Here is a 12,881-nt window from a genome sequence, read left to right as displayed (position 1 = left end):
GGCAGCGCACCCGCGTCGAGCACTACATCGCTCTCGCCCGCGACGCCGGTGCGCGGGTGGTCACCGGCGGCGGCCGCCCGGCCGGGCTGCCGCGCGGCTGGTACGTGGAACCGACGATTCTGGCCGGCGTCGACAATGCGATGCGGGTGGCGCGGGAGGAGATCTTCGGTCCCGTGCTGTGCCTGATCCCGCACGACGGCGACGACGACGCCGTGCGTATCGCCAACGATTCGCCCTACGGCCTCTCCGGCGGGGTGTGGTCGGCGGACGCCGAGCGCGGACTGGCGATCGCCAAGCGGCTGCGCACCGGCAGCATCGCGATCAACGGCACCTATCCGCCGTTTCCCCGGGTGCCGTTCGGCGGCTTCAAGGAATCCGGACTCGGTCGCGAACTGGGGCCGGACGGACTGCACAGTTTTCTCGAACCCAGAAGTATCGGACTGCCGGCAGCACTGCGCCCGGATGCCGGAAACTGAACGGCCGCAGCGTCGTTCGGCAGTTGTTGCGCGAAGGAAGTGGTATCCGATGCGAACCGGATCACGGATGTGCGGTGCGGCGTTCGACGGCGAGTCGTTCGTCCGCGCCACGGTCGAATCGGCCGGACCCTGCCCCGCACGCGCGGACTACATCGAAATCTGTTTCTCCACCACCGAGGGTCGCTGGAAGTGGTGCTTCCCGGAACCGGATCCGGCGGACTGCCCGGCGGAGCCGACCACCGACCTCGCCTTCACCCTGGACAACTACGGCGCCCAGGCACATCCGATCGTCGGCGGGCGCATTCAACCGGCGATCCTCAGCGCGGCGGCGCTACCCATGGTGCTCGCCGGGACCCCGGTGCACATCTCCCGGCGCCTCGTGGTCATGTGCCGCTGACCGGCGCGGCGGCACACCGTCGCTCAGCCGGACAGCACTACCTCCCGGGCGGCGAGAAACCACGATCGCTCGAACAGTTCATCGGGCCCGGTCGGGCCGTGCGCACGGAACCAGTCGATGCGCGTGCGCAGGCCGGTGAGGTCGTCGAAGTAGACCTCGTTCACCGCGTCGTAGGCGGTGCGGGTCGCGGCCACCGGATGGTTCTGCACATAGGCGCGGCCGCGGGCCGAGTCGGGTATCGCCACTGTCGCGGCGCCCGGTCGCCGCACGGTGCCCGCATGTGCGGTCCAGCGTGCCGCGAATTCTTCCGGCGTCAGGTTCGCCGCCCGCACCGCGACCGCCATATGTTTCATTCGAGCGCCGCCGTCGTCCCATCGGTGTCGCAGCCAGTCGCCGCCGCGCAGAACCTGTTCGCGGGCAATCACTTCCGTCGCACGGGCCGGGAGCGTCACCGTCTCGGCGGCATCGTCGCGTCGGGATCGCCACCGGTCGTGGCGCCGCAGATGCCGGATATCGCGAAACCATTCGGCGACCACACCGTCGTGCCGGGCATCCGGCCCGGTCAGATCGGGAAGGACGGTGCAGACCGCCACCCGGACCGGTCGCAGTCCGCTGGGCGCGTCGGCCGCCGCGGCACACAGCAGCGGCCACTGCCGGGCGAAACCGTCGAAGGACAGCTGCGGGGAGCGGGTGGCGAAACGCAGACGTTTGATCACGGCAGCGCCCCGCTCGCCTCGGAAACCGCTCCCTCCGAATGGTGTTCGGCCCGCCATGCCGCAATCCCGGCGCGCCAGCGCTCGATACCGCGTTCCTTGATCGGGCCGTAGCCCTTGATCGTCGCGGCCGAGGCCGCCAACTCCACCTGCCGGTCGTAGGGCACGTCCGCGCCGGCATCGGTGATCTCGGTGACGAGCCGCGCGTACTCCACGATGACGGCGCGTTCGGCGCGCCGGTCGCGGTCCCATCCGAACGGGTCGAACGGTGTGCCACGCAGGCGTTTCATCCGTCGCAGTGCCCGGAAGGCGAGCGAATAGGTCCGGCCCGCCGGCAGCTTCCGCGCCATTCCCAGACGCCGCAGTATCGGCGGGTGCAGGTGGTAGGTCAGCGCGTAGCCGCCGTCGAGCCCGAGTTCGGCGGCCACCGCGTCGTAGTCCGCGGCCAGATGCAAACGCGCGACCTCGTATTCGTCCTTGTAGGTCAGCAGGGCGAACCACGACTCGGCGACCGCGCGGGTCAGTTTCCACTCCCGTGCGGCATCGTCGCGCTCGGCCGCGTAACCGACGAGTTCGAGGTACCGGCGCGCACGGCCCACGCTCTGGTAATCGATCACCTGAGCGGTCCGGCGACGCAGCACCTCGCGGAGCTCGGACGGCAGATTACGCTGCGCCACAAGTCCTTCCGCCGATGCAGTGGCCGCCGCCGTCGGCTCGTACCCGCGCGCGGTGGATGCCACGCGCTCGCCCCTCAACGCCGCCGCGACGGCCGCGGGATCGTGCACCAGCCAGCGACCCCAGTCGAACGCGAGCCGGTTGTCCGCCGCCGCCCGGCCGCGCCCCGCCAGCGCCTGCGCCATATGGGCCGCCGTCACCGGCACGCCACCCAGCTGAAAGGCCGCCCCCAGCAACACGACGTTCGCGGGAAGGTGATCGGCGAAGACGCGCTCGGCGACGCGTCGCGCATCGATCACCGAGGTTCGCGGCGCGCCGATCCGATCGGCGATCGCGGCTTCCAATGCCGCCACATCGGGGGCCGCGGTATGGCTCTGCAACATCGCCGCGGTCGGGGTGACGGTCCGGTCGACCACCGCAACGGCCTGCCCCGCACGGGCTTTCGCGAGGTGTTCGGCCGTGGCGGCCTGCAGGATGTCGCCCGACAGGTACAGATCCGCGCCGCCGCCGCTCACCGCCGCCGCACTCAGTCCCGCGCGATCGGCCGCCAGATGCAGATGCGACACCACGGCCCCCGCCTTCTGCGAGAGCCCGGTCTGATCCATCCCGCCGACCACCCAGCCCGCCGCCTCGGCGGCCCGCACCAGGATCCGGTTGGCGGTGACGATTCCGGTGCCGCCGATCCCGGTGAAGTAGATGCTGTAGCGCTCGCCGACCGCCGGCGGCACCGGCTCCGGCAACGATCCCGCCGGAAGTCGCGGCCGCTCACGCGGTGCTCGTTTCCGCCGGCGCCCAGCGGCTTTCGGCTCGATGGTGACGAAGGACGGACAGTCGCCGTCCAGGCAGGTGTAGTCACGATTGCACGAGGAATCGTGGATACGCCGCTTGGTGCCGAATTCGGTGTCCACCGGCAGCACCGACAGGCAGTTGCTCTTCGTGCCGCAGTCGCCACAGCCCTCACAGACCGCCTCGTTGATGACGACCCGGCGGGGCGGCTCCGGCAGCAGACCGCGTTTCCGCAGCCGCCGCGCCTCGGCCGCACACCGCTGGTCGTAGATGATCACCGTCACGCCGGGCACCGTTCGCAGCCGCTGCTGCACCTCGGCCAGCCGATCGCGGCCCAGCACCTTCACGCCCGGCGCCCATCGCGCGCGGCGACCGTAGCGGCCGGGATCCTCGGCGCACACCACGATCTCGCGCACCCCCTCGGCCTGCAGTGCCCGGGTGAGGGCGGGCACGTCCCGCAGTCCGGTCACCTCCTGACCGCCGGTCATCGCGACCGCCGCGTTGTAGAGGATCTTGAAGGTGATGTCGGTTCCGGCGGCCACACTCGCGCGAACCGCGAGGATGCCGGAATGGGTCAGGGTGCCGTCACCGAGATTCTGGATCAGATGGGGCGCCGCGACGAACGGTGACAATCCGATCCACGGCACCCCCTCGGCGCCCATCGGCGTCGGCGGCAGCGTCGTCAGGTCGCGGTTACGGGCCTCGAAATACATGATGCCGTGACAGCCGACCCCGCCCCCGACCAGCGCGTCCTCCGGTACGACGGTGGACCGATTGTGCGGGCAGCCGCTGCAGTACGCGGGCGCGCGGGCCGGCGTCACCAGCAGCGGCAGATCGAGCCGAGGCGGCGTCGCCGGGCGCAGCGCCGGAAGAACACGGTCGAGAATGTCGCCCACGGCCTTCGGATCGAGCACACCGGATCCGGGCACCAGGGGCGCACCGTCGCGATCCCGCTTGCCCAGCACCGGAATTCGATGCCGGGCCTCGTGCAGCACCGCGCGCAGTTGGGTCTCGACGAACGGCCGCTTCTCCTCCACCACCAGCAACCGCCGCACCGAATCCGCGAACTCGACGACGGTCTCCTCGACCAGGGGGTAGGTCATGCCCAGCCGCAGGATGCGCACACCCGCCGCGGCGAGATCGGCAATGCGCACTCCGCGCTCCGACAACGCCTGCACCACATCGAAATACGTGGCGCCCGCGCACACGATCCCGAGCTCGGCAGTGTCCGGGCCGACCGTCCGGTCGAGGCCGTTGTGCCGGGCATAGGCGCGGGCCGCGCGCAGCCGATGCTCGTTGATCAGCTCTTCCTGCCCGGGCACCGCATGCGGCCCGATGGTCGCCTGCGGTCGATGCGTCCAGGTCCGTCCCGCGATGGTGATGTGCGGTTCGGCCGGATGATGGCGCGCGAGATCCGTGTCGACCGTGCCGATTCCGTCGGCGACGGCGGTGACGATCTTCAGTCCGACCCAGCATCCGGCATAGCGCGACATCCGGAAGGCGTGGATACCAAGGTCGAGGATGTCCTGCTGATCACCCGGAAACAGCACCGGCATGCCGGCGTCGGCGAAGGTGTACTGGCTGTCGCAGGCCAGGGTGGACGATTTCGCGGCCGGATCGTCACCACAGAACACCACCGCCCCGCCGCCCGGACCGGCCCCCATCGCATTGGCGTGTTTGAGTACGTCACCCGAGCGATCCAGGCCCGGCCCCTTGCCGTACCAGGCGCCCACCACGCCGTCGACACCGTCGTAGGCGAGGGCGGCGCCCATCTGGCTGCCCCAGACCGTGGCCGCCGCCAGCTCCTCATTCAGCCCGGGCCGGTGCACGATGCGATATCGCCGCGGTTCGTGCTGTTCCAGTTGCAGATCGAAACCGCCCAGCGGCGACCCCGGGTATCCGGAAACCATGGTGGCGGTGGTCGTCCCGTCGCGAAGGTCCAGCTCGTGGCGCAGGGCGAGCAGCCGCACCAGCGTCTGTACTCCCGAGAGCACCGGCGTCTGCGCCGTCACGGATAGACCCGGGGGTCGATGTAGGCGACGGCGCCGCCTTTGATCACCGTTCGCAGCTTCGAATGATCCTGCAACACAGTGATATCCACGGTCGGGTCGCCGTCGACGACGATCAGATCGGCCAGCAGTCCGGACCGGATCTCACCGGTGTCCAGACGCGCCGCCGGACCCATGTTGCGGGTGGCGGTGTGGATCGCCTCGATCGGGGACATGTCGATCAACTCGACATAGCGCTGCAGTTCCGCCGCGTAGGTGCCGTGCCGGGTCCATTGATGCCCGAAGTCGCCCCCCGAGAGAATCGGAATACCGGCGGCCTTCAGCTTGTGCAATCCGTCTATCTGAGCGCGTAATTCGTCGCGATAGCCGGACGCGTCGACCCGGTCCCGGGTGATGCCCCATTGCTCTGCCCGGCCCGCGACCACGGCGTACAGATAGTGCAGGCCCGGACATACCCAGACGTCGTCGCGGCGCGCCTCCAGCGCGGTCAGCGCCTCGTCGTCGAGGAAACAGGCGTGATGGATGATGCGGACGCCGGTGCGCGCGGCCATCGCCACACTGGCCGCACCGCGGGCGTGCACCGTGACGAAGGCGCCGTAGCGGTCCGCGACTTCCACTGCGGCCGAGAGCATCTCGTCGTTCATATAGACGTCCTCGGACGGATGCTCGGGCACCACGCCGTCGCCGGAGATGAACAGTTTGAGCGACCGCACGCCACTGTCGCACTGCCGGGCGACGACCTCGCGGATATCGCGGACCCCGTCCACGACCTCCATCAGGCCGCCCTCTTCGCCGCCGAGGCCCCCGCGCTCGGCGATCATCGCCCCGCAGGGAATCAGGCGCGGCCCCGCGATCAGACCCCGCTCCACCGCATCGTGGATGAGCAGATCGTCCTGCGGCTGGGTGGCTCCGGCACCGATCAGCAGCGTGTAACCGCTGTGCAGATAGGTTTTCGCCACGGCGGCGACGTCGAGGATGTGCCGCGCCGGCGGTGCCGCCGCGACGGCCGCGTGGTCGAAGACGAAATCCAGCGGCCAGCTGATATGTGTGTGCGCGTCACCCAGACCTGGCAACACCGTGGCGTCGCGCAGATCCACCACCCGCACGGCTCCCGGATCGACCGCGATGTCCGCACCGATCGAGACCTCGGCGATCCGATCCCCCTCGATCAGCACCGATCCCGGGCGCGGGCGTTCGGCGAGATCACCACCGCAGGTCAGGATCCGCCCATTGGTCAGCAGCATTCGCTCCGTCATCAGCGACCTCCAGTACTGAGCGAGTACTTACTTTATCACCGTAGGACCGTCACGAGAGTCGAATTCTTACTTTCGAGAATCATCCATCCACCCGTCAGCGCGCGCAACGGAATCCCGCGATGGGTACTTGTCGATCCCCCACCGGCGGCGTCGCAGCTGTCACCATGGTCTGCGGGACCCCCGCCGTCCCCACCGAGTCGAATCAGAGGAGCGTGATCGCATGCCCGCCGAAACCCCGGCGACCGAATCCGTGGATGCCGTCGTCATCGGCATGGGGCCCGGCGGCGAGGCCGTGGCGACCGAATTGGCGCGCGCCGGACTCGCGGTGGTGGGCGTCGAAGGCCGGTTGCTGGGCGGCGAATGCCCCTACTACGCCTGTGTGCCGACCAAGATGATGGTGCGCGCCGCCGAGACCCTGGCCGAGGCGCGCCGGGTCGGCACCCTCGCGGGAAGTGCCCAGGTGCATACGGATTGGGCGCCGGTGGCGAAGCGGATCCGCGACGAGGCGACCGACAACTGGGACGACAAGGTCGCGGTCGAACGATTCGAATCCGCCGGCGGCACCTTCGTGCGGGGCTGGGGGCGCATCACCGGTCCAGGCCAGGTCCGCGTCGATACCGCCGACGGACCGCGCGACTTCCGCGCCCTGCGGGCAATCGTGCTGAATCCCGGCACCGCCCCGTCCGTACCGCCGATCGAGGGTCTGGCCGACACCCCGTACTGGACCAATCGCGAGGCGGTGACCACCACCGAGGCGCCGGAATCGCTGATCGTGCTCGGCGGCGGACCGGTCGGCGCGGAATTCGCCCAGATCTTCTCGCGGTTCGGCGCCGAGGTGACGATGGTCGTGCGCAGCCGGCTGCTCCCGCGCGCCGAGCCCGAGGCTGCCGACCTGCTCGCGAAAGTCTTTGCCGAAGAGAGTATTTCGGTCCGAACCGGCGTCGAGGCCACCCGCATCGACCACGACGGCAGCTATTTCACCGTGCGGCTGAGCAACGGTGATCCGATCCGCGCCCAGCGCCTGCTGGTCGCCGCCGGCCGCTACACCGATCTGTCCGCACTGGGCGTCGGCGCCATCGGCCTGGACGAACAGGCGCACGGCATCCGGGTCGACGACCGGCTGCGCGCCGCCGAGGGGGTCTGGGCGATCGGGGACGTCACCGGACACGGCGCCTTTACCCACATGTCCATGTACCAGGCGCGCATCGCCGCCGCGGACATCCTCGGCTCCCTTACCGAACCCGCGCAGTATCACGCGGTTCCCAATGTCACCTTCACCGAACCGGAGGTGGGCGCGGTCGGGATGACGGAGTCGCAGGCCCGCGACGCCGGACTGAGCGTCTGGACCGGACGGGCCGAGGTCCCGGATTCGACCCGCGGCTGGATTCACGGGCCCGGCAACGCCGGATTCGTGAAGCTGGTCGCCGACGCCGATCGCGGCATTCTGGTCGGCGCCACCTCGGTCGGCCCGGTCGGTGGCGAGGTGCTGAGCGCCCTGGCCGTCGCGGTGCACGCCCGGGTGCCGGTCACCACGCTGCGGGAAATGATCTACGCCTACCCCACCTTCCACCGCGCGATCGAGGCCGCCCTCGCCGACCTCGGCTAGTACGGCCCATCTCGCGGAACCGGACGCGACGACGCGGATTCGGCCGCATAATCGGCCCATGGCCGATGCCGACGACGTCCGGCGAATTGCGCTGGGACTACCCGAGTCCACCGAAGCGCCGCATTTCGACATGCCGTCGTTCCGCGTCCGCAAGGCGATCTTCGCGACCCTGCCCGACCCCACGCACGCCCACGTGATGGCGAGTGAAGCCGATATCCGGGAGGCCGTGGCGGAATATCCGGACTGCTGCACGGAGAAGTGGTGGGGCAAGCGCCTGTCGGCGGTCCGCGTCGACCTCGGCGCCGCCGACACCGGCCTACTGAGCGAATTGCTCACCGACGCCTGGCGACACAAGGCGCCGCGCACCCTGGTGCGCGCCTTCGACGCGGCTTCCGGATAGCCCGCATCGTCTGGTCCGCATCGTCGCCGAGCCGCTACCACTGGAGGAAAAAAATGCTGTCGCTGCAAGAGATTTCGGATCGGATCGAGATCGAAGATCTGATGGTCCGATACTCCCATGCCGTGGACACCCAGCAGTGGGATCTGCTCGACGACGTCTTCACCGCCGACGCGCAGATCGACTACTCGGCCATGGGCGGCGCCAGCGGGGGCCTGCCCGAGATCAAGAAGTTCCTCGCCACGGTGATGCCGAACTTTCCCGCCTTCCAGCATCTGATCAGCAATTCCTCCATCACCGTCGACGGCGATACCGCCACCGGCCGCACCATGTGCCACAACCCGATGCTCGTCGGCGAAGCGGAGGGCAAGCAGAACCTCATGCTGTGCGGCCTGTGGTACCTGGATACCTTCACCCGCGTGGACGGCGCCTGGCGGATCGCGCGGCGGGTCGAGGAGAAGAGCTACATGTTCCTGGCCGCCAGCCCCGGCTCCCAGTAAACGCCTCTATATAACCTGTTACTGTTCGCGCGTGCGGCTCGACATTTCCCCACCGTTGCAGCGCTGTTCGCCGAACCACCGCTGGGCGCGGGCTCCCCACAGGGCGGACGCGTGATCGCCGATTTCACCGAGCACTGGCTGCTCTACTGCTCGATTCCGGTGATCGCCGCCTTCATCGGCTGGACCACCAAACTCGTTGCCGTCGAAATGCTGTGCCGTCCGTTGGAATTCCGCGGCATCCCACCCTGGTTCGGGTGGCAGGGCGTGATTCCGAAGGCGGCGCCGAGGATGGCGACGATCGCGGTGGACCTGATGTTCTCGCGGCTGATCGATCCGCAGGAGATCCTCGGCCGCATCGACGTCGCCGAGCTCACCACCACCCTGCGCGAACCGCTCGACGACGCCGTCGCGCACACCGTCGACGAGTTGATGATGCGCTACGAACCGCGGCTGTGGGTGACCATGCCGCAGTTCGCCCGCGAGGCGATGATCCGCCGGGTCCAGCGCGATGTCCCCGACCTCATCGACGAGATCGTCACCGACCTGCGGACCAATCTCGACCAGATCATGGATCTGCGGTCCATCGCCATCGACACCCTGGTCAACGACAAGGCGCTGCTGGTGGAGATGGTGCGCCGGGTGGGCCATCACGAACTGCGCTTCATCGTGCGCTCCGGCCTGTTGTTCGGCACCCTGCTGGGCTTCGTCCAGATGATCACCTGGGCCTTCACCCACTCCTCGTGGCTGATGCCGCTGTTCGGCGGATTCACCGGCCTGGTCACCGACTGGCTGGCGTTGCAGATGATCTTCCGACCTGTGCGGCCGCGGCGGATCTTCGGCCGCATCGGCTGGCAGGGGCTGTTCCACAAGCGCCGCGAACAGGTCTGCGTCGACTACGGCGACCTGATCGCCACCGAAATCCTCACCCCGGCCAAGATGCTCGAGGCGGTCCTCAACGGCGAGCGCTCGGACCGGCTGGCCTCGATTCTGGCGCGACGGATGGACGAATTCATCGATACGCAGTCCGCACCCGCGCGACCGCTGGTGATGCTGGTCGCCGGCGATTCCATCACCCGGGTCAAACGCGAGATCGTGCCCGAGATGCTGGCCTACATCCGCAGTGCCGCAGCCGGATTCGAAGATCACGCGATGCGCACGCTGGATCTGCGCAGTCTGGTGATCGAGAAGACCCGCCAGCTCACCGACGACGAATACGAAGGGTTGCTGCGCCCGGCGTTCAAACAGGACGAGTGGAAACTGGTCGCCATCGGGGGTGTGCTCGGCTTTCTGGTGGGTGAACTGCAGGTGCACCTGCTGCTCAGCTGAGGTCATCTACGCAGCGCGCTGACCTGCGGATTCGCGGTTGCGCGCCGCCATCGGCTATTGTTTTTCTCGCACCGCCGCGAGGCGGGATGCGGATGTAGCGCAGTTGGTAGCGCATCACCTTGCCAAGGTGAGGGTCGCGGGTTCGAATCCCGTCATCCGCTCCACGAAAGTACCGGACCGGTAGCGTCGAGCCATCCTGCTCGCAGCCGAAGTCCACTTCCTTCTCTCGTTCGTCACGGGGTTATCGAAAGTCCCGATCCCGACAAGCTCCCAGCAGCGGGCAGTCGACCACAGCCTGTCGGCGACATCGATTCGTAAAATCCTGTGCGCGTTCCGCATTCGACTCCGCCGGGGCACCACTCACTGCCCGGCCCTCGTCTCGGCGAGACCGCGATGTTGCTCGTAGCACCCACCTCAGGAAGGACGCATGTCCACCACTACCGAATCCGCGCTGGACGATCTGTATGCGGCCATCGAGAAATCCGCGCGGCTGGCGAACGTCGCCTGCACTCCGGACGCTGTGTGGCCGCTCCTGAACGCATACGGCCCGATGCTCACGCAATCGGTGATCTCTTTCCGGGTGGTCACCCAAGCCCGTCGCTCGGGCGACCTCGACTATCGCTTTCTCACGCTGCCGAAAGACATCGACCCGTACGACATCGCGCGTTCGAACGGGCTGATCCCGGAGACCGATCATCCGATCGGCTCACTGCTGGACCAGGTCCGCACGCGCTTCCCCGTGGACAGCTACGGCATCGACATCGGTGTGGCCGGCGGCTTCAAGAAGATCTGGCCGTTCTTTCCCGCGGACGGCGTGCAGAACGTGCCGGAACTCGCCGCACTCCCCTCCATGCCGGCCGGTCTCGCCGACCACGCCGATATGTTCGCCCGGCACGGCCTGGCGGACAAGGTCGGCCTCCTCGGCATCGACTACCACGACAAGACGATGAACGTGTACTTCCCCGGGCTCACCGCCGACCACTTCGCACCCGACGCCATCGCGTCTCTGCATCGGGATGCCGGATTCCCGGAACCCAGCGCGCAATTCCTCTCGCTCACCGCGAAGGCATTCGACATATACGCCACGTTCAGCTGGGAATCGTCGCGGATCGAGCGCCTGTGCTTCCCGGTCATCACACCCGACCCGGCCGCCCTCCCCGTCCCGATCGACCCGCACTTCCTGGAACTCGCCGACCAGGTCCCCTACGCCACGAACGACCGGCGATACACCTATGCCGCCACCTCGTCGCCCGAGGGCGAGTCCTACAAATTCAGCTGGTTCTACCAGTGGCAGCCCAGGATTTTGGACAAGATGAAGACATCCGATTCGTAACCGCTCGCGGCACACGAATGTGCGGGACCGGGCCCCGCAGCGGAAACCCGGCCCCGCGGTCGGCTACCGGGTGTGGGTCGGCAGCCGACGGTCCGATCCCCCTATGTGCGCCCGCCGCAGACGATGTCGACAGCGCGCGCGAGGATGTCTAGGCCGTGATCCAACTCGGAATCCGTAATGGTCAGCGGTGGAAGCAGTTTCACCACCTCGTCGTTGGCGCCCGAGGTTTCCACGAGCAATCCCTCCTCGAAGGCGACCCGGCTCACCTTGCCCGCCTCGGAGGCGTCGTCGAAGACCAGGCCGTGCACCAGACCGCGGCCCCGCGTGGACAATCCGCCCACCGCATCCGCCACCCGCGCCAAGGCGGTGCGCACCCGCTCACCGCGGGCCAGCGTGGAGAGCTCGAGCCGGTCGTCACGCCAGTACTCCTCCAGCGCCACCCGCGCCGTGACGAACGCGGGATTGTTACCGCGGAAGGTGCCGTTGTGCTCACCGGGCGCCCACTGGTCGAGCTCGCGTTTCATCAGCACCAGCGCCATCGGCAGGCCGTAGCCGCCGATCGACTTCGAGAGCGTGACGATATCCGGGGTGATGCCCGCGGTCTCGAAGGAGAAGAACGGTCCGGTCCGCCCGCAGCCCATCTGCACATCGTCGACGATCAGCAGAATTCCGCGCGTCGCGACCAACTCCGCGAGCCGGCGCAACCACTCCGCGCCGGCGATGTTCACCCCGCCCTCGCCCTGCACCGTCTCCACGATCACGGCCGCCGGTTTGTCCACCCCCGAGGACGTGTCGTCGAGCATCCGCTCGATCCACGCCAATTCGTCCGCACCACCCAGGTAGCCGTCGTAGGGCATCGGATGGACATGCGGCAGCGGCACGCCGGCCCCCGCCCGCTTGGCGGCGTTACCGGTCACGGCCAGCGCACCCAGCGTCATGCCGTGAAAGGCGTTGGTGAAATTCACCACGTTGCTGCGCCCGGTGATCTTGCGGGCCAGCTTCAGCGCCGCCTCCACCGCGTTCGCCCCGGTCGGGCCGGGGAATTGCACCTTGTAGTCGAGCCCGCGCGGGACGAGGATCAGATCGCGCACCGCCTCGAGCAGATCACGCTTGGCGACCGTCGACATATCCAGGCCGTGAATGAGCCCGTCGCGGGACAGATAGTCCAGCAGGGCCGCCTTCAGGATCGGATTGTTGTGCCCGTAGTTGAGCGCGCCGGCTCCGGCGAAGAAGTCGAGGTATTCACGACCCTGCTCGTCACGGAGCCAGGCGCCGCGGGCGGTGTCGAAGACCGTCGGCCAGACCCGGCAGTATCCACGCACATCCGATTCCAGCGTTTCGAAAACGGTGGTCATAGGCGGTCCTCAGGGGCGGGAGCCACCGCGGCGACCCCAGTGTGAAACATGA

General features: G+C 68.3%; 11 protein-coding genes and 1 tRNA gene. 8 read left to right on the top strand and 4 right to left on the bottom strand.

Features of this window, described 5'->3' with window-relative positions; all coding sequences use genetic code 11:
* Both NN2_RS19410 and NN2_RS19405 read left to right on the top strand, forming a co-directional pair.
* Window positions 1-476, top strand: a 476-nt coding sequence (locus NN2_RS19410) for an aldehyde dehydrogenase family protein (RefSeq protein ID WP_156511375.1), incomplete at its 5' end; no start/stop codon positions are given.
* 49 nt (window positions 477-525) lie between these two features.
* Complete coding sequence (locus NN2_RS19405) at window positions 526-873, top strand: hypothetical protein (protein ID WP_146098773.1); 348 nt, start codon at window positions 526-528, stop codon at window positions 871-873.
* Window positions 874-896: 23 nt separating this feature from the next.
* On the opposite strand, the gene NN2_RS19400 is transcribed toward NN2_RS19405, so the two are convergent.
* The 3 genes from NN2_RS19400 to NN2_RS19390 are packed head-to-tail and all read right to left on the bottom strand — an operon-like array spanning window position 897 to window position 6,312.
* Window positions 897-1,589 carry a hypothetical protein gene (locus NN2_RS19400; RefSeq protein WP_063015368.1) on the bottom strand — a complete coding sequence of 231 codons (693 nt, stop codon included), beginning with the start codon at window positions 1,587-1,589 and terminating at the stop codon, window positions 897-899.
* On the bottom strand, window positions 1,586-5,059 hold the full coding sequence (locus tag NN2_RS19395) for an indolepyruvate ferredoxin oxidoreductase family protein (protein WP_063015367.1): 3,474 nt from the start codon (window positions 5,057-5,059) through the stop codon (window positions 1,586-1,588). Before NN2_RS19395 ends, NN2_RS19400 begins: the two co-directional genes overlap by 4 nt.
* A complete protein-coding gene (locus NN2_RS19390) occupies window positions 5,056-6,312 on the bottom strand; it encodes an amidohydrolase family protein (RefSeq protein WP_063015366.1) in 1,257 nt (418 codons plus the stop codon). The genes NN2_RS19395 and NN2_RS19390 overlap by 4 nt, the downstream gene beginning before the upstream one ends.
* 220 nt (window positions 6,313-6,532) lie before the next feature.
* Here NN2_RS19390 and NN2_RS19385 point away from each other — a divergent pair, with 220 nt between their 5' ends.
* The 6 genes from NN2_RS19385 (at window position 6,533) to NN2_RS19360 (ending at window position 11,474) form a co-directional block, all read left to right on the top strand.
* A complete protein-coding gene (locus NN2_RS19385) occupies window positions 6,533-7,918 on the top strand; it encodes a dihydrolipoyl dehydrogenase family protein (RefSeq protein WP_063015365.1) in 1,386 nt (461 codons plus the stop codon).
* Window positions 7,919-7,976: 58 nt separating this feature from the next.
* Window positions 7,977-8,318, top strand: coding sequence for an MmcQ/YjbR family DNA-binding protein (locus NN2_RS19380; RefSeq protein ID WP_063015364.1), 342 nt, complete (start codon window positions 7,977-7,979; stop codon window positions 8,316-8,318).
* Between the two features lie 53 nt (window positions 8,319-8,371).
* Window positions 8,372-8,815 carry a nuclear transport factor 2 family protein gene (locus NN2_RS19375; protein ID WP_063015363.1) on the top strand — a complete coding sequence of 148 codons (444 nt, stop codon included), beginning with the start codon at window positions 8,372-8,374 and terminating at the stop codon, window positions 8,813-8,815.
* Window positions 8,816-8,926: 111 nt separating this feature from the next.
* The gene (locus tag NN2_RS19370) at window positions 8,927-10,141 is read left to right on the top strand and encodes a DUF445 domain-containing protein (protein ID WP_063910810.1); all 1,215 of its coding nucleotides are present in this window, start codon (window positions 8,927-8,929) and stop codon (window positions 10,139-10,141) included.
* Between the two features lie 88 nt (window positions 10,142-10,229).
* Window positions 10,230-10,305 (top strand) — tRNA-Gly (locus tag NN2_RS19365).
* 263 nt (window positions 10,306-10,568) lie between these two features.
* On the top strand, window positions 10,569-11,474 hold the full coding sequence (locus tag NN2_RS19360; RefSeq protein ID WP_063015362.1) for an aromatic prenyltransferase: 906 nt from the start codon (window positions 10,569-10,571) through the stop codon (window positions 11,472-11,474).
* Window positions 11,475-11,575: 101 nt separating this feature from the next.
* On the opposite strand, the gene ectB is transcribed toward NN2_RS19360, so the two are convergent.
* A complete protein-coding gene (gene ectB / locus NN2_RS19355) occupies window positions 11,576-12,829 on the bottom strand; it encodes a diaminobutyrate--2-oxoglutarate transaminase (RefSeq protein ID WP_063015361.1) in 1,254 nt (417 codons plus the stop codon).
* Window positions 12,830-12,881 lie beyond the last annotated feature (52 nt).

Source organism: Nocardia nova NBRC 15556 (genome assembly GCF_001613005.1).
GTDB lineage: Bacteria > Actinomycetota > Actinomycetes > Mycobacteriales > Mycobacteriaceae > Nocardia > Nocardia nova.
The sequence above is the reverse complement of the archived record's forward strand: the minus strand, read 5'-3'. Positions and strand labels throughout refer to the sequence as shown.

Coding starts and splice junctions, on each gene's coding strand:
- NN2_RS19405 (WP_146098773.1), top strand. CDS start 526: ATGCGAACCGGATCACGGATGTGCGGTGCGGCGTTCGACGGCGAGTCG.
- NN2_RS19390 (WP_063015366.1), bottom strand. CDS start 6,312: ATGACGGAGCGAATGCTGCTGACCAATGGGCGGATCCTGACCTGCGGT.
- NN2_RS19385 (WP_063015365.1), top strand. CDS start 6,533: ATGCCCGCCGAAACCCCGGCGACCGAATCCGTGGATGCCGTCGTCATC.
- NN2_RS19380 (WP_063015364.1), top strand. CDS start 7,977: ATGGCCGATGCCGACGACGTCCGGCGAATTGCGCTGGGACTACCCGAG.
- NN2_RS19375 (WP_063015363.1), top strand. CDS start 8,372: ATGCTGTCGCTGCAAGAGATTTCGGATCGGATCGAGATCGAAGATCTG.
- NN2_RS19360 (WP_063015362.1), top strand. CDS start 10,569: ATGTCCACCACTACCGAATCCGCGCTGGACGATCTGTATGCGGCCATC.
- ectB (WP_063015361.1), bottom strand. CDS start 12,829: ATGACCACCGTTTTCGAAACGCTGGAATCGGATGTGCGTGGATACTGC.